At 42.2% G+C, this 17,924-nt stretch carries 19 protein-coding genes; all 19 read right to left on the bottom strand.

Translation table 11 applies throughout. The features are described from left to right. Positions 1-18 precede the first annotated feature (18 nt). The 19 genes from yabQ to yabG all read right to left on the bottom strand — a co-directional run bounded on the left by yabQ (position 19) and on the right by yabG (position 17,703). Entirely contained in the window at positions 19-657 is a 639-nt protein-coding gene (gene yabQ / locus ACTJJD_RS18820) for a spore cortex biosynthesis protein YabQ (protein WP_146271839.1), read from the bottom strand. Continuing rightward, on the bottom strand, positions 654-962 hold the full coding sequence (yabP, locus tag ACTJJD_RS18815) for a sporulation protein YabP (RefSeq protein WP_007496190.1): 309 nt from the start codon (positions 960-962) through the stop codon (positions 654-656). The genes yabQ and yabP overlap by 4 nt, the downstream gene beginning before the upstream one ends. Positions 963-1,036: 74 nt before the next feature. After that, complete coding sequence (locus tag ACTJJD_RS18810; RefSeq protein ID WP_008341839.1) at positions 1,037-1,297, bottom strand: RNA-binding S4 domain-containing protein; 261 nt, start codon at positions 1,295-1,297, stop codon at positions 1,037-1,039. Beyond that, on the bottom strand, positions 1,294-2,778 hold the full coding sequence (mazG, locus tag ACTJJD_RS18805) for a nucleoside triphosphate pyrophosphohydrolase (protein WP_440608743.1): 1,485 nt from the start codon (positions 2,776-2,778) through the stop codon (positions 1,294-1,296). Before mazG ends, ACTJJD_RS18810 begins: the two co-directional genes overlap by 4 nt. Then, complete coding sequence (locus tag ACTJJD_RS18800) at positions 2,768-4,372, bottom strand: putative polysaccharide biosynthesis protein (RefSeq protein WP_440608742.1); 1,605 nt, start codon at positions 4,370-4,372, stop codon at positions 2,768-2,770. The genes mazG and ACTJJD_RS18800 overlap by 11 nt, the downstream gene beginning before the upstream one ends. A 204-nt stretch (positions 4,373-4,576) precedes the next feature. Further along, positions 4,577-5,113, bottom strand: coding sequence for a stage V sporulation protein T (spoVT, locus tag ACTJJD_RS18795; RefSeq protein WP_007496196.1), 537 nt, complete (start codon positions 5,111-5,113; stop codon positions 4,577-4,579). A 139-nt stretch (positions 5,114-5,252) separates the two neighbouring features. Further along, complete coding sequence (gene mfd / locus ACTJJD_RS18790; protein ID WP_019743557.1) at positions 5,253-8,786, bottom strand: transcription-repair coupling factor; 3,534 nt, start codon at positions 8,784-8,786, stop codon at positions 5,253-5,255. A 67-nt stretch (positions 8,787-8,853) separates the two neighbouring features. Further along, positions 8,854-9,084 carry an anti-sigma-F factor Fin family protein gene (locus ACTJJD_RS18785; RefSeq protein ID WP_003217967.1) on the bottom strand — a complete coding sequence of 77 codons (231 nt, stop codon included), beginning with the start codon at positions 9,082-9,084 and terminating at the stop codon, positions 8,854-8,856. Positions 9,085-9,139: 55 nt separating this feature from the next. Further along, positions 9,140-9,706 carry an aminoacyl-tRNA hydrolase gene (gene pth, locus ACTJJD_RS18780; RefSeq protein WP_440608741.1) on the bottom strand — a complete coding sequence of 189 codons (567 nt, stop codon included), beginning with the start codon at positions 9,704-9,706 and terminating at the stop codon, positions 9,140-9,142. Between the two features lie 140 nt (positions 9,707-9,846). Further along, positions 9,847-10,473, bottom strand: a complete 627-nt coding sequence (locus ACTJJD_RS18775) for a 50S ribosomal protein L25/general stress protein Ctc (protein WP_008341853.1) — start codon at positions 10,471-10,473, stop codon at positions 9,847-9,849. 138 nt (positions 10,474-10,611) lie between these two features. Then, on the bottom strand, positions 10,612-11,565 hold the full coding sequence (locus ACTJJD_RS18770; protein WP_003217907.1) for a ribose-phosphate diphosphokinase: 954 nt from the start codon (positions 11,563-11,565) through the stop codon (positions 10,612-10,614). Between the two features lie 22 nt (positions 11,566-11,587). Beyond that, positions 11,588-12,958: a bifunctional UDP-N-acetylglucosamine diphosphorylase/glucosamine-1-phosphate N-acetyltransferase GlmU gene (glmU, locus tag ACTJJD_RS18765; RefSeq protein WP_440608740.1), complete on the bottom strand. Its 1,371-nt coding sequence runs from the start codon at positions 12,956-12,958 to the stop codon at positions 11,588-11,590. A gap of 198 nt (positions 12,959-13,156) precedes the next feature. After that, the gene (gene spoVG, locus ACTJJD_RS18760) at positions 13,157-13,453 is read right to left on the bottom strand and encodes a septation regulator SpoVG (RefSeq protein WP_008357439.1); all 297 of its coding nucleotides are present in this window, start codon (positions 13,451-13,453) and stop codon (positions 13,157-13,159) included. A 224-nt stretch (positions 13,454-13,677) separates the two neighbouring features. Further along, positions 13,678-14,055, bottom strand: a complete 378-nt coding sequence (gene ridA / locus ACTJJD_RS18755) for a 2-iminobutanoate/2-iminopropanoate deaminase (RefSeq protein WP_008341860.1) — start codon at positions 14,053-14,055, stop codon at positions 13,678-13,680. A 38-nt stretch (positions 14,056-14,093) separates the two neighbouring features. After that, positions 14,094-14,927: a pur operon repressor gene (purR, locus tag ACTJJD_RS18750; protein ID WP_007496210.1), complete on the bottom strand. Its 834-nt coding sequence runs from the start codon at positions 14,925-14,927 to the stop codon at positions 14,094-14,096. Between the two features lie 55 nt (positions 14,928-14,982). Beyond that, positions 14,983-15,852 (bottom strand): 4-(cytidine 5'-diphospho)-2-C-methyl-D-erythritol kinase, encoded by an 870-nt coding sequence (ispE, locus tag ACTJJD_RS18745; protein WP_440608746.1) that lies wholly within the window; start codon positions 15,850-15,852, stop codon positions 14,983-14,985. A 147-nt stretch (positions 15,853-15,999) separates the two neighbouring features. Beyond that, positions 16,000-16,185: a small, acid-soluble spore protein, alpha/beta type gene (locus ACTJJD_RS18740; protein ID WP_017366434.1), complete on the bottom strand. Its 186-nt coding sequence runs from the start codon at positions 16,183-16,185 to the stop codon at positions 16,000-16,002. Between the two features lie 162 nt (positions 16,186-16,347). Then, positions 16,348-16,605 (bottom strand): biofilm formation stimulator Veg, encoded by a 258-nt coding sequence (veg, locus tag ACTJJD_RS18735; RefSeq protein WP_003217979.1) that lies wholly within the window; start codon positions 16,603-16,605, stop codon positions 16,348-16,350. Positions 16,606-16,818: 213 nt separating this feature from the next. After that, on the bottom strand, positions 16,819-17,703 hold the full coding sequence (gene yabG, locus ACTJJD_RS18730) for a sporulation peptidase YabG (protein WP_057078750.1): 885 nt from the start codon (positions 17,701-17,703) through the stop codon (positions 16,819-16,821). Positions 17,704-17,924: the final 221 nt, after the last annotated feature.

Raw genomic sequence — 17,924 nt, 5'->3', positions numbered from 1 at the left:
GGATGAAGGCCTCCTCTCTTACTTTGTCCAGAATTGTTTCCATTTCGTTTTCATGGTACGAGATACTTTCTTGATCCCTTGTAAAATTCCTGCTCCTTTTGAGAAAAACAACCTCATTGATGTTCGCCATTTTTCGGGAATTCGATGAATAATGGTTACATTGAGTAACCAAATAAGCGGATAACAAACAATATACAGCACCTTCCACACGAGTCGAAACGCAAAACGAACAAGGCGTAAGAGCGAGTGGAACAAGAACAGAAGAGCACTTATGATCAAACCAACGATCCAGCGAATGGGCTGGAAAACCATCGACATGATCAGCCTTTTCAGGACAAGAACAGTCTGATAAATACACCTCATTACAAACTTGAGGATGTTCATATACAGCTGTTTCATCAATGCCTGGTACATCGAGAAACCTAAAGCAACAGCTAGAAAAATATAAAGCCTGAATTCTCCCTCATTGGTCAGCAGCAGGACATAAAAGAATAAGAGACCCTGCACCACCCAAAAAAGGAGGTCGTGAATGGCCAGCAGCCATTTTGCTGTTTTTTCCCGGTTCACAAACAGCTTGTACGTATCCAGCGATGCGCCCAGCCAGATGCCCATCGCCGCCATCGAAAGCATCGTATAAAACTGGACCGTCAGTGTCATTTAAACAGCTTGCTAAAAAATCCTTTAGCTTTCTCCCCGTGCTGCTCATCTACATAGATTAAGTCAAAGACACGCCCTTTAATGGACACAACGCCCTTTTCTACATCTAAGTTTTTCATTTGCAGATTTTCTCCGCGAATGGCTAGGACTCCCATGACAGTCTCAAGCAGAAATTCTTCATTATCAAAGCTCTCGACTTGTTTGACCCCGGTAATATCTAAATGCTTTCTGTTGCGCATTGTGACATGATGCTCGGCTTCTGATGACAACTTCGTGCCTTGAGGTTGATTATAATATTGATTCATTTATACATCCCCCATATCTCATACTTGCATTGTTACTGCATTGTATGTGACAGGCGGGACATTTAGAACAAGCCCTATTCTGCTGTTTTCTCTTCTTTTAGCACGGTATACATGCCAGCAGCTTCTTCTTTTTTCGTTGTGTCTTTTAACTCGTTGACTTGAACAGTCACAAGCTTTTGGCCAAAGCGGATTTGAAGCTCGTCCCCTTCTTTCACGTCAGAGCTGGCTTTCGCCTGCGTGCCATTAATGGAAATTCTCCCTTGATCGGCTACTTCTTTTGCCAATGTTCTTCTTTTGATTAAACGAGACACTTTTAAGAATTTATCTAGTCTCATGTATGTTCACCTCTTTCTATGCGTTTAGCATCGTTCCACAGATCGTCCATTTCTTCTAAGGTCAAGTCCTCTAGTGAACGCCCTATGTCCTTTGCTTTTTGTTCAATATGCTGAAAGCGCCGCATAAATTTTGTGTTTGCAGAAGAGAGGGCGGTTTCAGGCTCTAGGTGATAAAATCTGCCGATGTTGACGAGAACAAATAAAAGATCCCCAAATTCATCCTTCATCTGCTTTGTTGCACCTTCATCTGTTTTCTCTGCCACTTCCACAAGGAATTCCTGCTTTTCTTCTTCGTATTTGTTCCAAATATCCTCTACTTCTGTCCAGTCGAAGCCCACTTTCGCTGCTTTCTTTTGGAGCTTATAGGCTTTTGTTAAAGCTGGAAGAGTCGTTGGAATGGATTGCAAAATAGATGCTGCACGCTCCGGTTTTTCCTGCTGCTTGATTTTTTCCCAGTTGGCGACGACATCTGATGCTTCAGACACATCCGTATCACCAAACACATGCGGATGTCGTCGAATCATTTTTTCTGTGACATGCTGGATGACGTCATCCATTGAGAAGTAACCATCATCTTCACCAATTTGAGCATGGAGTAAAACTTGAAGCAGTACATCTCCGAGTTCTTCAACCATATGATCTGGATCGTCTTCATCTATGGCTTCCAGCAGCTCATAACATTCTTCAATTAGATATGGTTTGAGCGACTCATTCGTTTGTTTTTGATCCCAAGGACAGCCGCCAGGACCTCTTAATGTACGAATGACTTCACGGAAAGTGTCAAATTGCTGATAGAGTAGCTTTTCATCTTGGATTGGAGGCACATAAACACTCGTTAAGTTATTTATCGACACATCTCGATCAAGTTCAAATAAAGGAACACCTGTAATCTGTTCCTGACTGCTTCCAGCTGCCGTTACGATAAAGACTTCATAATCGTCAGGTAGCTTTTCCATGAGGGTCAGCTTCACATTCGAGGCTGTCATCTGATCATATACTTGACAGATCAGCACATGCTGGGTCAACTTTAGATCATCCGCTCTCATATCCCCTGCGTCAACGAATTGCAGCCCTTCAATTGGGTCAATCTGTAAGGAATTAAACGTCGCATCCAAAAAGCTTTGTCCACCAACCACGTACACCTCAACCCCGTGCTCCTTCTGTTGTGAAACAAGAAGCTGCACTGTCTTTTCCGCTACAAACGGGTGACCTGGTACTGCATACACAATATCTTTCTCCGCAGCCTCTCGGAAGAGAATGTCTGTGATTTCCTCATACACTGCATCAAACTGATCATGCTTTTCATAGATCTCATCAAAAAAGGTCAGAGACGGGACCTCCTGCATCAATTCTGCGGTGAGTGGATGATCCTGCGTTCTCATGTATACTTCTTTCGCCTGCTTCAGCTGCTTATATACACCGAGCGTCAGCTGATCCATGTCGCCTGCCCCAAGACCAACGACTGTAATCTTACCTGCCATTTCGATTCCCTCTCATCTGTTTAAAATATAAAATCTTTTCTCCTAATGGAATGAGTCTCCATTCCTCTTCCGTAAATACGTCTAGCTTAAGAATACTATATAAAAAGGCGAAACCACCAATAAAAACTGAAGTCAGGCTCTCTAAAACAGAAAACGGACGTTTCTCAAAGGGAATGACCCAAGAAAACAATGCCTGATATCCAATTAAAACGACGGCCATGAATGCTGCTGATAAAAGAATTTTCACTGGGAATAGCTCTCTTATTGAAATCCACCCTTTATGCTTCAAATACACCGCATTGAGCGCAGCGGCGGCGAGAAACCCACAAACAGTCGACCAAGCAGCTCCATAAATGCCGAATAACGGGACAAGAGCCAGCGTCAGCACCCATTTCACCAGTACACTGATCAGGACCACAACAGCCGGATACACGGTATGTCCCAGACCCTGAAGTAAAGCGGTTTGCGTAATCGCCATTGATGTAAAGGCAATGGATATGCAAAATATTTGCAGCGCATCTGTCCCTAAGTCATTACGAAAAAGCATGATGTTCACAGACGATAAAATACATATAAGACCGACAGCTGAACCAATCCCCAGCACCGATGTTGCCTTAAACGATGTACGTACTTTTTCACGAATTGCTTTATGCTGCCCTTTTCTTAAGGCCGACGACAAAAACGGAACAAGAGACGTCCCGATACTAATTGCAAACACCGTCCCGAGCTGCAAGAACGGCTGACCTCGGTCATACACGCCTTTTGCCGCCTTTGCAGCTGCTTCACTCAGTCCCTCACTGCGCAGCAGCGCATACAGGTGAAAAGCATCGATCATTTGCATCCATAGGATCAGCAATCCACTCACACAAATCGTCAATGTATACAGCACCAAACTCTTCAGCACATTTTTTTTCCGCAGTGTAGCCTGTTTTAATGTCTTGCTCGCTGACGACCGCTTCCGATAGGTCAGCCAAAGGAAAAGAAGCAAAATGAGTGAAGCCGCACTTCCAGCTATAGAAGAGAACACCGCACCCGCTCCTGTTTCATAAAGCGAATAGCCATGTCTCACAAAATAGAAAGATAAAACAAGCAGGACGCCTACTCTGATGAGTTGCTCAGCCAATTGAGAGACCGCAGTGGGGAGCATCAGCCCATCACTCTGAAAAACACCCCTCAGCATCACGGTAAGCGGCAGAAATAAAAACACAAACGAACTCATCTGGATGAGCAACATTAATTGACTGTCCGCCATGAGATTCGCAATTGTGCCTGCTCCTATGTATAAACAAAGAAATAAGACCAAGCTCAGCAAAGTGATATACACCAAGGATACCTTTGTAATGATTCGGCGATTCTCCTCACCATGCTCGCTCAGAAGCTTGGACACCATTACAGGAAAACCAGTGGTGCCGAGCATGATTGCAATGCCAAGAAAGGGATAGACCTGCTGATAAATATAAAAACCTGTGTCTCCTACGATATTTTGAAAAGGGACACGATATACGGCACTCAGTACCTTTGATAACAAGCCTGCGATGGTTAAAATCACCGCACCTTGGAAAAGCCAATGCGGCTGATTTACAGCATTTTTCATGGATGACTCCTTTATGTTCAATCAAAAAATATACCTGCATTTAAACGCACTCATTATATCATACGTGACTGGCAAGCCGTTTCTTTCTAAGGAGTAGACGATACATTCATTGTTTTGTTTCATCCCATATAAAAAACGCCGACAAAATCAGATGATTTCATCGGCATTCTTTCGTTTTATCAAAATGATATAGATTTATTAGACCTAATGTTCCATTTGACGGGCTAAGAAGCCAGCTGCCGTTTCTGCCGCTTTATGCTCCACTTCTCCCATTGAACGCTCTTTAGAAAATAAGACGACGGCGCCAATTGGATCTCCGTTTGCAACAATAGGTGCAATGGTATAAGCTGATACATCATCATCAATACCATCCACAAGCTGAATTTCTTTCTTGCTGTCCTCTAATACAGAATTACGCTGATCCATTGTTCGTTCAAGTAAATCACTAATGGATTTGTTTAAGTACTCTTTTTTTGAACTACCGGATACAGCAATATACGTATCACGATCACAGATGAGGATAGAATGACCCAAACTGTCGAATAATGCATCAGCATATTCCTTCGCAAAGTCTCCTAGCTCACTAATCGGTGAATACTTCTTCAAAATGACTTCTCCATCGCGGTCGACAAAAATCTCAAGTGGATCTCCTTCCCGGATGCGCAATGTTCTGCGAATCTCCTTCGGTATAACCACTCTACCTAGATCATCGATGCGGCGTACAATTCCAGTTGCTTTCATTCACTGCTGCCTCTCTTTCGTTTGATGATGTGTTGGGTGAATGGAACAAAAGCGTCCACTTTATGCAACATTCACCACTTGACCCTGAGTTTAGTATCTGTCACATCAAACGTAATATACACGAGAGACCAACAAAATTTTATGAAGATGGAATGGTTTCTTTTTTCACATCTTGAAGACCTCGAAGCATACGAAGAACGACTTCAAGCCACTCCTCCGTTTTCTTACCTTTTGTTTGGACAGAAATAATCAGCTTGCTGCCTTCCATGCCAAGACCGATATCACGTCCATATTGACTGCCAAGCTCAAATAATTTTTGACCATCGATGTCGCTGCTTGCTTTTTCATCAAGAGTGAGTCTGACAATGCCTTTCTCCATCTTGATCAACTCGACACGTTCCTGCACAGCGTACACCTTCATCGTCGCAATCGTGAACAAATCAGCCACTTCTTGCGGATATTCTCCGAATCGGTCAATCATTTCATCTTGAAGCTCTTTCCGCTCTTCTATAGATCCAATCGCTCTAAACTGTTTATACATCTCGATTTTTTGTTTGCCGTCAGAAATATAGCTATCTGGAATGTAGGCATCAATTTGGAGATCAATTTCCGGCTCAAATTTTTCTTGAGCAGTCGTATCGCCTCTTCTTTCTTCAATGGCTTCTTTCAGCATTTGAGAGTAAAGGTCGAAGCCAACAGAATCAATAAATCCATGCTGCTGTGCACCAAGTAAATTCCCTGCTCCTCGAATCGTTAAGTCACGCATCGCAATTTTAAAGCCTGACCCAAGCTCAGTGAATTCTTTAATGGCTTGAAGTCTTTTCTCAGCTACTTCAGAAAGCACTTTATCTTTTCGATAAGTGAAATAAGCATAGGCCACACGATTCGAGCGCCCAACTCGTCCTCTTAACTGGTACAGCTGCGAAAGCCCCATTTTATCAGCATCATGAACAATGAGCGTGTTCACATTTGGAATGTCTACGCCCGTTTCGATAATGGTTGTACTAACAAGTACATCCGATTCACCTTCTAGGAAATTAATCATCACGGATTCCAGCTCGTTCTCACTCATTTTCCCGTGTGCGTAGCTTACTTTTGCGTCTGGAACAAGCATCGAGATTTCATCTGCTTTTCGTTCAATATCCTCCACTCGGTTATAAAGGAAGTACACTTGACCGCCTCTTGCCAGTTCTCGCTCAATGGCTTCTCTAACTAACGCACCATTGTACTCGACAACATAGGTTTGAACTGGGAAACGGTTCTCAGGTGGTGTTTCAATAACAGATAAGTCACGTACGCCAAGCATCGACATATGAAGCGTACGAGGAATTGGCGTTGCCGTTAACGTCAGCACATCAATATTGGCTTTCATTTGTTTAATTTTCTCTTTATGCGTCACACCGAAGCGCTGCTCTTCATCGATAATTAACAGTCCTAAATCCTTGTACACAATGTCTTTTGAAAGAAGACGATGCGTCCCGATGACCATATCAATCGTTCCGTTTTTCAGCCCTTTTAAGGTTTCTGTTGTTTCTTTTCGTGTACGGAAGCGGCTAAGCTGAGCGATTTTAACAGGATAGTCTTGGAATCTGTCCATAATCGTGTCAAAATGCTGCTGCGCTAAGATCGTTGTTGGTACAAGCAGTGCCACCTGCTTCCCGTCAGCAATGGCTTTGAAGGCCGCTCGAATCGCCACCTCTGTTTTTCCATAGCCCACATCTCCACAAAGCAGACGATCCATCGGGCGCTCCCGCTCCATGTCTTGCTTGATTTCATGAATCGAGCGAATTTGATCATCTGTTTCTTGGTAAGGGAATGCAGATTCAAACTGGCGCTGCATCTCATGGTCAGGCGAGAAGGCATACCCTTTGCTTGCTTCACGTTCTGCGTACAGCTTAATCAGATCATCTGCAATGTCCTGCACAGATGATTCTACTTTTTTCTTCACGCGTTTCCAGTCGCTGCCGCCTAGTTTGTATAGCTTTGGTTCTTTCCCTTCTGACCCTACATACTTCTGCACCTGATCAATTTGTTCAACAGGGACATAAAGCTTATCGCTTCCTTGATAATGAATATTTAAATAATCTTTATGAATGCCGCCAATTTCAAGCGTTTCAATTCCTAAATACTTACCGATCCCGTGGTTAATGTGCACCACATAATCGCCCACTTGCAGCTCTGAATAGCTTTTGATTCGCTCTGCGTTCGTCAGCTTTTGCTTACGTGCCTGCTTCTTCACACGTTTCTTGAAAAGTTCACCCTCTGTAATGACAGCAATTTTGGATAAAGGTAGTTCAAAACCGGTTTGCAGCTCACCTTGTAAAATATATACTTGCCCGCTGACAAGCTCAGCATCAGGTTTAGCAAGAGCTGCTTCAATGTCATAATCATGCAAGACAGATGACAACTTCTCTGTCCGCTCTTCATCCGCACCTAAAAAGACAACCGTATAATTCTGCTTTTTGTAGCGTTCAATTTCACTTGCAAGCACATTCATCTGCCCGTGGAAATTCTGCATTTGCTTACTAGATACATTGACGATATTTTGCGGATTGGTCTGCTGAACATGTCTCAAAAATAAGGAATAGTACAGAATCGATCTCGATTGCTGATTGAACAGCTCTTGAAATGGGAAGGAAAGGGCTAGATCATGCAGGATATTCCCTTCTTCCAGCAGACTAATTGTCCAATCTGCTTCTTCCTGTTCAAGCTGTTCTTCCATCTCCTGAATTCTGCTGATTTCATCTAGAATGATAATCGTATCCTGCGATGTATAATCTAGCAAACTAGCAGGCTTTTCATAGAAATAGGACAGATACTTCGTCATTTCTTGTGTCACAATACCTTCTAGCAGCTTCTCACGATCAGCAGAAATATTCTGATGGAGCAGTTCTTTTTGTTTATCCGAGTTGAATTTCTTTAAGCTGCTGGCAAGACCTTCGTCAAGCTGTTCAATCGCTCTCACTCGTTCAGGCCCTCTTACAATCAGCTCTTTCGCCGGGCCAATCTTGATTTCTTGAAGTGTTTCCAATGAACGCTGCGTGTCAGAGTGGAAGGACCGAATAGAATCCACTTCTGTATCAAACAGCTCAATACGGATCGGGTGGTCTTCCGTTAACGCATAAATGTCAATGATGCCTCCGCGCACACTAAAGTCTCCGGGCGCAGCGACCATGGACGTCCGGTCATAACCGATTTGCACGAGTTGTTTTGAAAACGCCTCCAAATCAATTTCTTCACCAACCTTTAAATGGATCTGACTCTCCTTCCAGAGCTCAACAGGCGGAAGCATTCTACGCACTGCAGCTGCTGGGGTCACGACAATCGGATTTTCTCCATTCGCGAGACGATTCAATACATCAAGACGCTGCGCTCTAAGCTCCGGGCTTGCTACAGCAATCTCAGATGCAATGAGTTCATTGACAGGATAAAGAAGGACCGAGCGATCTGGCATCACACTTGCTAGATCATCTGTGACCTTCTGCGCTTGATATAAGTTATGTGTCACAATAAACATCGGCCGCTTTAATTCGTCTGATATGGCGGCTGTAAATAAAGATCTGACGGAGCCTGATAGTCCGGCGAGCAGTTGTTCTTTTAAACCTTCCTTTAGCCCATTAAAAATGGACTGAAAATCATCACTTTGTTTGATAAATGATTGTATATTTTTCATTTGGCTCCTCCTCCCTGCTTGTTTAAAACAGAAAAACGCTTTGGTCTATTATCTACACCAAAGCTTTTTATTGAATAAAGGTATGATACTGATGGTAATCAGGATTTCTTTCGAGCGCCTCTTGGCAATCCTCACAAATGGTTTGTACATGTAAATCACCATTTTCCCTATAAGAAATCATATCGTTTCTTTCCTCATTTGTTAAGTGATGAAATCCAAGTGCTTCACTTTGGACAGCGGATTCATCTAGACTGCCAACCTTTACACCACAGTGCCGGCAGTAATAGTGCAAAGCCATACGTGATCCTCCCATGCTGAGATTTTATGATCAGTATGTGCTTTGCTTATCATTCTTATACCTTCTTGTTAAAATCATTCATCACTTCTAAAAATGGCTTTGTTAAAGCCGCTTCACAAGCTTCAACAGATGCTTGAATAGCAGATGAGATATTAGGCTGTTCTTCCTCTGAAAAGCGTCCTAGTACGTAATCGACGACCTTCATGCCGTTTTGTGGACGGCCGATGCCGATACGGAATCGGTCAAACTCAGGTGAACCTAAATGCTGAATCAACGATTTGATTCCGTTATGTCCGCCTGCACTTCCTTTTGTACGCAAACGAATCCGGCCCGTTGGCAAATCAAGATCATCATAGATGACCTTCAAATGTTCAAGGGGAATGTCATAGTAATCCATCAGCGGACGCACACATTCCCCTGATAAGTTCATATATGTAAGAGGCTTCACAAGTAGAACCTTTTGTCCCGAAACAAACCCAGTTCCATATTGTCCATGGAATTTTGATTGATTTAATGGGATGTCCCATTTTTTTGATAGTTCATCTATTGTCATAAACCCGACGTTATGTCTTGTTTTTTCATATTCTTTTCCCGGATTACCCAATCCAACGAACGCAATCATGAAACCAATAACCTCCTTTGTCGCACATGCACACGCCTAAAAAATGAGCCAATGTGATTGCCTCATGCAAAACGTATGAATTCTTTTCATTCTAGCACAAAAGACGTAACCGCGGGAGGGTTACGTCTCTAATTGACCAGTTATTCTTCGCTATCATCTTTTTCTTTAATGGCCTCAGGCTCTTGCGTTTCCTCTTCACTATCTGGCTCTGGAACCTCTGATTGCTGAGGCGGTAAGATCGAAGCAACAACTTCTTCTGGATCATTATTAATTTGATACGTAGACTGAACAGACAGATCACCAACTGTTAGTACGTCATTTACTTCTAAGTTTGTAATATCAGCTTCAATATTTTGCGGGATATCCTTTGGTTTCGCTGTAATGGATAGCTCAAATAGTGGCTGCTGAAGCACACCGCCATCCTTTACCCCTTTGGATTCACCAATGAGTTGTACAGGTACATCTGCGTCAATTTCTCGCTGTAAGTCGACCACTTGGAAATCAGCGTGGACAAGCTCATTTTTCAACGGATCTGTTTGCAATTCTGTTACCATCACAGATTTTGTTTCACCGCCAACGTCTAATGTGATGATTGTATTTTTTCCTTCATCACGTAATGTCTTTAATAAATCAATGCTGTCTAATGAAACAGCCAGATTGTCTGTATTTTTTCCGTATATGACACCAGGAACGTGTCCTGAATGACGGATTTTTTGCAGTGTGGAACGTTTGAAATCAGTTCTTTTATTTGCTTTTAAAGTTGCCATATTCAGCACCATCCTATTTCTTTTTTGTCACTACTTTCATAAATACCCATAACTGAATCATTTTAAACATGTTTGGCTTTCATTTATCACAGCAAAAAGACCCCAAGCTGATGCCTAGGGCCTTTTTCAATCAGAAAATTAGCTGAAAAGGTAGCTCACAGATTCTTCTTCATGTACACGGATGATGGCTTCTGCAAGCAAAGGCCCAACTGAAAGCGGAATGAATTTTCCAACTTTCTTGTCATCTGTTAAGTGAATACTGTTTGTCACAACTAATTCTTTAATTTTAGAGTTTGTAATACGTTCTACTGCTGGTCCAGACAATACTGGGTGAGTACAACAAGCATAGACTTCAGCCGCTCCATTTTCCACAAGTGCATTTGCAGCAAGTGTAATCGTACCAGCTGTATCAATGATATCATCGATGAGAATCGCCGTTTTGCCTTCAATGTTCCCAATGATGTTCATCACTTCAGCCACGTTCGGCTTCGGACGACGTTTGTCGATAATGGCGATTGGTGCTTTCAGGCGGTCCGCCATTTTGCGCGCACGCGTAACACCACCGTGGTCAGGAGACACAACAACGATATCATTCAAGTTTTTCTGTTCGAAATAGTTTGTTAAGATTGGCACAGCCATTAAGTTATCGATTGGAATATCAAAGAAACCTTGGATTTGCGGCGCATGAAGATCAAGTGCAATGACACGTGTAGCACCTGCTGTTTCAAGTAAGTTCGCAAAAAGCTTCGCCGTGATTGGCTCACGAGGTTTCGCCTTACGATCTTGACGTGCATATCCGTAATAAGGGATGACAATATTGACCGTTTTCGCAGAAGCGCGTTTTAGTGCATCTACCATAATGAGTAGCTCCATAATGTGCTCATTGACTGGCGCACTAGTGGATTGAATGACATAACAATCACAGCCGCGGATACTTTCTTCAATATTGATTTGGACTTCACCGTCACTAAAACGTTTAACAGAGCTCTTTCCTACATCAACTCCGATACGATCGGCAATTTCTTTGGCAAGTTCAGGGTTTGAATTCAAAGAGAATATCTTTAAATTCGCATCAGCATAACGATTAGACATGGTAAACCTCCGGGTATTTGGATTATTTTTTATGAATATTTTTCACATAATCTTCTTTATTGACTTGTCTTGCTCTAGCAATAGACAATGCATCCTGCGGTACATCTTCTGTAACCGTTGAACCGGCTGCAACATATGCCCCTTTTCCGACAGTGACTGGTGCAACGAGATTTGAATTGCAACCAATAAAGGCGCCATCTTCAATCTTCGTTAAAAATTTGTTCTTCCCATCATAATTAACTGTAATGGATCCACAACCAAGGTTTACATCCGTTCCGACCTCTGCATCTCCAATATAGCTTAGATGAGACGCTTTGCTTCGGTCACCGAAAACTGTTTTCTTGATTTCGACAAAATTCCCGATCTTCACTTCATCGCCAATTTTCGACAACGGGCGAATATGAGCAAACGGTCCAATTGTCACATCTATCCCAACTTCACTATCGCAGACAACAGACTGCTTAATGACTGTCCTATCTCCAATTACGCTATCAACAATTTCAGTGTTCGGACCGATTGTGGCATCTGCACCAATCTTTACATTCCCTTTGATGACCGTTCCAGGATAAATCATTGTATCTTCACCGATGACTGCATCTGGCGAGATATACGTGTTCTCAGGATCAATCAAGGTTACACCATTCTTCATATGCTGATGATTAATACGTCGCTTCATGAATTGCTCTGCTTGTGATAGAGCGATACGATCATTGACTCCAAGTGTTTCTTCAAAATGCGGTGTTTGATACGCTGCAACTGTCTGTCCTTCATTCTTTAGAATTTCAATGACGTCCGGCAAATAGTATTCACCTTGTGCATTTTCATTTGACACTTGCTCAATCACACGGAAGAGATCTTCATTTGAAAAGCAATAGGTCCCAGTATTAATTTCATTCACTTGACGTTCAGCATCATTTGCATCTTTATGCTCGACGATCTTTACTACAGCACCTGTTTCATCACGAATAATACGTCCATAACCTGTTGGATCATCCGCGTGTGCTGTCAAAATCGTGACTTTTGCTTGTTGTTTTTGATGCTCGCTTAACATGGCTTCCATTGTTTCCGCTGTCAATAATGGTGTATCTCCACAAATGACAATGGTTGTTCCCTTTTCCTGCGCGAGGAACGATTTAGCTTGTTTGACGGCATGTGCTGTTCCCAGCTGTTCTTCTTGAAGTGCATATTCACTTCTGTCCCCAAGCTGCTTCTTGACGTCCTCTGCTCCATGACCGACAATCGTCACAAGCTTGGCTAAAGATAGCTTTAACGCTTGATCTGCCACATGCTCGACCATTGGCTTTCCGCAAACTGGATGAAGCACTTTATATAACTTTGACTTCATTCTTGTTCCTTTTCCCGCTGCTAAAATCACTGCGAACCGCTTATCCATTGATTGGCCTCCAATATCCCTATTATCCATAGAAAAATATATCCTAAATAAGGACTGATTTCAAGGATACAAAAGGAAGTGCATTAATTTTCTAATGAACAGGAGACATAAGGAACAAGAGAAAAAACGCAAAAAAGACAGCATTTAAAAGAAAACATTCATTTTCTCTTAAAGCTGTCTTTTTAGGTTCACATATCTTTAAGAAGCTCCAGCTTCTTCATATTCAATTGTCTCTTCCTCTTCGCCTAAGCGATGATACTCATTTAAAACAGCATCTTGGATTTTACCCCGAGTGCTTGAATTAATTGGATGTGCAATGTCGCGAAACTCTCCATCAGGCGTACGTTTGCTAGGCATTGCAACAAACAAGCCATTGTTTCCATCAATCACACGAATATCATGAACAACAAATTCGTGGTCCAGCGTGATGGATGCAATCGCCCTCATGCGACCATCGGTATTCACGCGGCGTAATCTTACGTCAGTAACTTCCACAGTAGTTCACCACCTTTTCCCAATATAAAAGCATTAATTAGGTATTCAACGATTGTGGTGATTCTCCTGCTCTTTTTTTAAACTTTTTTTGAAATATCGGGATATTTATACATTTTTTGTCATTTTAATGACGGCGCTTACATCGGTTGCGTGAAAAAAGACATCATGACGATGCCTTTTCATACATATAATGAAACCAAACGGTCTCCAAAGAGATGGCCTATTTATTTCACTAATGCCACAACTTCAATTTCTACAAGTGCATCTTTTGGAAGTCTGGCTACTTCTACACATGAACGAGCTGGCTTATGTGTATGGAAGTATTCACCGTACACTTCATTCACTTCAGCGAATTGTTCCATATCTTTAATGAAAACCGTTGCTTTCACGACTGTTTCAAAGGAAGCACCCGCTGCTTCAAGGACGGCTTTAAGATTATGAAACACTTGATGTGTTTGTTCTTTAATATCTCCATTCACAAAATCTCCAGCTGGCGTTAACGGAATCTGCCCTGAGCTGTAAAACATGTTATTGACGATAATCCCTTGAGAGTAAGGTCCAATGGCTGCTGGCGCGTTTTTGGTTTGAACAACTTTTGTCATATCAATCTCTCCCATTCAAATACATGTTTGATCAAAGCTTAAGCTTTCGAATGAAAAAACTCGTGGAAATTGCCTTCATTAATCTCAATGATTTTCTGCTTCATATCAATGGTTGAAAGCTTTAAAAGCGATACATATTCATCGACAAGACGTTCATCTACGCCTTCATCTTCTAATAAAACACCGATCCCTGCAACATTTGCATTAAATTCCTCTAGAAGATTCATCATGCCATTAATGGTTCCGCCTGCTTTCATAAAGTCATCAATAATCAACACATTGGATCCTTTATCTAAGCTCCGCTTTGCAAGTGACATGGTTTGAATTCGGTTAGAAGAACCTGATGCATAATTAATACTCACAGTTGATCCTTCAGTTACCTTATTATCTTTTCTAACGATCACAACAGGCACATTTAAATAACCTGCAACAGAATAGGCAATCGGAATACCTTTCGTCGCAACAGTCATGACAACATCAATCGGTCGATCCGAAAAAATGGTCGCAAAAAGCTTACCGATTTTCGCAAGAATCGATGGATTGCCTAAAACATCAGTTAAATATAAATAGCCGCCAGGAAGCACACGTTCAGGAGTTGATAATGCCTCTCCGATATCGTTTACGACTTCGTCTGCTTCTTTTAGATGAATCTTTGGAATATATTTCACTCCGCCAGCAGCGCCAGGTACAGTAAGTAAAGTCCCTATTCCCTGCTGTTCGAAGGTCTGTTTGATAATCGTTAAGTCTTCACTAATAGAGGACTTCGCAGATTGATATCGCTCTGCAAAAAAAGTTAAAGGTACTAGTACGTGCGGGTGGGTTAACAAATAATTTGTTAAGTCCACCAATCTGCCGCTTCGACGAAACTTCATGAACTTACCCCCAGAACCCGAATAATTTATGAATAATATAACTTAATATACGGATTTAATCAAGGGTATTTTGTTCGCCGATCATGCGGACAGCGTAAACCTGATCACAAAATCCTCTCAGTCCGTTATATATTCTTTGTACCTTCGATTCATATTGAATCAAGCCAAATACAGTTGGCCCGCTGCCGCTCATTAATACAGCATCTGCTCCGAAACGCTTCATCTGTCTCTTAATCATATCGACTTCTGGATACATCTTTAATGTCACAGATTCCAACACGTTACCGAGTGAGCCGCACATCTCTTTATAATCTTTCGCTTCAATTGCTTCAATCATACGCTGTACATTTGGGTGTTCTACTTTGCTTGCGTCATATTGTCTGTAGACCTCAGCTGTAGATACCCCAATCACCGGCTTCGCTAAAATCACCCAGCAATGCGGCGGTGTCGCAATGTGCTTTAGTTTCTCTCCACGTCCTGTCGCTAGCGCTGTCCCTCCGTGTACACAAAAAGAGACATCTGAGCCGATCTCCGCTCCAAGCTCAGCTAGTTCATCTAACGTGAGATTTAACTTCCACAAACGGTTTAAGCCGCGAAGCGCTGCTGCGGCATCACTGCTGCCTCCAGCTAAACCTGCTGCGACGGGAATTGCTTTTGTGATGACAATCGATACGCCTTTTTGAATACCGAATCTTGTTTTTAATAATGTAGCTGCCTGATAAGCCAAATTCCGTTGATCATCTGGCACAAAACGATTATGAGATGATACACGGATTTCGTCTTTGTCCAGCTCCGTCAGCTCTAGTCGATCTGCAAGATCTATTGTTGTCATCACCATCTCCACTTCGTGATATCCATCCGGTCTTTTTCCATGAACATCAAGTGAGAGATTAATTTTTGCCGGTGCTTTTTCTAAAATACGCAAACATTTCACCTACTTCTCCATCTAAACATAAGTATCAATATTGTATCACATTTGATGGATCTGATGAATATTGGCTTTTGCCCCCAGCACACTCACTTTTTCAAGCAAAAAAGACCAGAGACACCCGAGGTATCCCTGATCATTTCTTTATCGTTGATTCTCTTCTTGAGCCATGTGCTGTTGAGCTAATTCAATGGCACGTTTGACCATATTTCCTGCGTCACGCGCACGAATCTCTCCCCAGCCTCCATTTTTGACGGTATCATAAAATCCAAGATCTTTCGCCAGCTCGTATTTGAACTCATCTGACATAATGCCTCGGCGTCTACCCAAACGAAACAGCCCCTTTGGTCGAGAATTCGAATCATCGCCACTCCTTTGTGGCTTTCTTATTTTGCATCGATTCCTGCCTTTTACCCCTTTCAAATAATGGACAGCCTCCCATACAGAAAAAAAGGCAAAACAAAAAGCAGTAAACAAAAAGTTCACTGCCCATTAATAGGCGACTGAGCTAGCGGTATCATCGAACGTTAATTCGACCGTCTCAGTCAGTATATCTGCATAACTGTAAGAAACTCTTTCAAACGAATTCTCATCTTGATCTAATTGAATCACAAAAACAGAAGGGTACGTTTCAGCTAAAATGCCCGAACGCTCAATTGTTTTTCGGCGGCCTCCGTTAGCCTTTAACGTCAAACGTTTACCTAAGTTACCATCAAGCGATCTTTTGATGTCGGACAAAGTCTTCGCCATTGCATCCACCTCACTGAGATAATTATACAACAACGGCCCATTTTTGTCAAATAAAAATTAAATTATATCAACCAACACGAGCCATTGTCAACAAAATAATTTTGACAAACTTCTACCTTTTCTCCTCCCTATTTTTCTCAAATTCCGGTGAATTATGTATTCATATGAAATTTCTTTTTGAGCATAAAAAAAACCAGACTGAAATCAGTCGGGTTATGTCGATTCATGGTCTCTTTTATATGGCATACCTACCCTTAAAACACCCCTTGTTTCAATCCCTCCGAGACCTTTTTCTCTCGTCAGCGTATTTCGGAGCACATCCCACACGTTGATTCGATCTACAAATGGAGTGAAGCTGATCTTGGCAACAATATAGACGGGGTCAAGTGCATGAATGTTGACACGTGAGGGTGAGCTTGCAAAATTAGCACCTGCTTGAATTAATGATTCAAAATGAGATTGGCAGGCACCTGCAAAGATCACGAGCTGATCTAAATGCGGAACCTTCCTTCTTGCCTTTTGAACCGTTTCAACGAAATGACGAGAATGACGATATGCACCGATATCGTGTACACCACCCTTTTGTTTAGAATACGCATCATGTCCTGTGATGACCAAAATATCAGGCCGGTATTGATCAATTAATGAATCAATCATGCTTGGCATTTTCTTCTCGTGGCAATGCACACCATACACAGGTACACCGATTCTTTCATATACATCTAAGCATTTCTTTAAGTATGAAGCATCTCCATCTAAATGCAGAACCTTTCCGGGCATATGAAAATACTGCTCCTGATGCTGATATTGTTCAGACGTATAATACTCTTGTTTTTCACGAAGCAGCTGATAATCTTGCCTGAGTAAGTCGAGCGATTCGTTAATTTTCCGTTCATCGTCCTTCTCTCTTGTCAGCTGCTCCTCTTTTTGAATCAAGACCAAATCTGACATCTTCGCATCGGCGATCAGCCTCACTTCATTCCCATGCAAAATGGCGGTGGCTTCGTGCTGGTCTGTCTCATCAATTCGAATGATACGAAACATAATATCCATCTGATAGGATGCCCTCGTCACCATATCTCCTATTTGAAATTGCATGCTTTTCACTCCACAATCAGGCTCTTATCCTGTTGGTATCGTCTTACGCTACACTTGTTCTTCTTTCAGGTGTGTTGTTCTTTCTAGCCTATGCCTGAACAGGTGAAGTGGTGAAAACCAAAAGAAAAAAGCCCTTATGAAAGGGCTTTGTCTTCTTTTCAGCGTGATAGAAAACCTTTGCAGTCTAGGAAGGACGAGTACTGGCGCGGAGCGAATTTGAC

Origin of the sequence: Bacillus sp. 22446 (assembly GCF_052044955.1) — a bacterium.
Lineage (GTDB): Bacteria > Bacillota > Bacilli > Bacillales > Bacillaceae > Bacillus > Bacillus altitudinis.
This window is presented reverse-complemented; position numbering and strand designations above follow the sequence as displayed.

Excerpts from the sequence above, each read along its gene's own strand:
- yabQ (WP_146271839.1), bottom strand. The coding sequence starts at position 657 with ATGACACTGACGGTCCAGTTTTATACGATGCTTTCGATGGCGGCGATG.
- yabP (WP_007496190.1), bottom strand. The coding sequence starts at position 962 with ATGAATCAATATTATAATCAACCTCAAGGCACGAAGTTGTCATCAGAA.
- ACTJJD_RS18810 (WP_008341839.1), bottom strand. The coding sequence starts at position 1,297 with ATGAGACTAGATAAATTCTTAAAAGTGTCTCGTTTAATCAAAAGAAGA.
- mazG (WP_440608743.1), bottom strand. The coding sequence starts at position 2,778 with ATGGCAGGTAAGATTACAGTCGTTGGTCTTGGGGCAGGCGACATGGAT.
- ACTJJD_RS18800 (WP_440608742.1), bottom strand. The coding sequence starts at position 4,372 with ATGAAAAATGCTGTAAATCAGCCGCATTGGCTTTTCCAAGGTGCGGTG.
- spoVT (WP_007496196.1), bottom strand. The coding sequence starts at position 5,113 with ATGAAAGCAACTGGAATTGTACGCCGCATCGATGATCTAGGTAGAGTG.
- mfd (WP_019743557.1), bottom strand. The coding sequence starts at position 8,786 with ATGAAAAATATACAATCATTTATCAAACAAAGTGATGATTTTCAGTCC.
- ACTJJD_RS18785 (WP_003217967.1), bottom strand. The coding sequence starts at position 9,084 with ATGGCTTTGCACTATTACTGCCGGCACTGTGGTGTAAAGGTTGGCAGT.
- pth (WP_440608741.1), bottom strand. The coding sequence starts at position 9,706 with ATGATTGCGTTCGTTGGATTGGGTAATCCGGGAAAAGAATATGAAAAA.
- ACTJJD_RS18775 (WP_008341853.1), bottom strand. The coding sequence starts at position 10,473 with ATGGCAACTTTAAAAGCAAATAAAAGAACTGATTTCAAACGTTCCACA.
- ACTJJD_RS18770 (WP_003217907.1), bottom strand. The coding sequence starts at position 11,565 with ATGTCTAATCGTTATGCTGATGCGAATTTAAAGATATTCTCTTTGAAT.
- glmU (WP_440608740.1), bottom strand. The coding sequence starts at position 12,958 with ATGGATAAGCGGTTCGCAGTGATTTTAGCAGCGGGAAAAGGAACAAGA.
- ridA (WP_008341860.1), bottom strand. The coding sequence starts at position 14,055 with ATGACAAAAGTTGTTCAAACCAAAAACGCGCCAGCAGCCATTGGACCT.
- purR (WP_007496210.1), bottom strand. The coding sequence starts at position 14,927 with ATGAAGTTTCGTCGAAGCGGCAGATTGGTGGACTTAACAAATTATTTG.
- veg (WP_003217979.1), bottom strand. The coding sequence starts at position 16,605 with ATGGCGAAGACTTTGTCCGACATCAAAAGATCGCTTGATGGTAACTTA.
- yabG (WP_057078750.1), bottom strand. The coding sequence starts at position 17,703 with ATGCAATTTCAAATAGGAGATATGGTGACGAGGGCATCCTATCAGATG.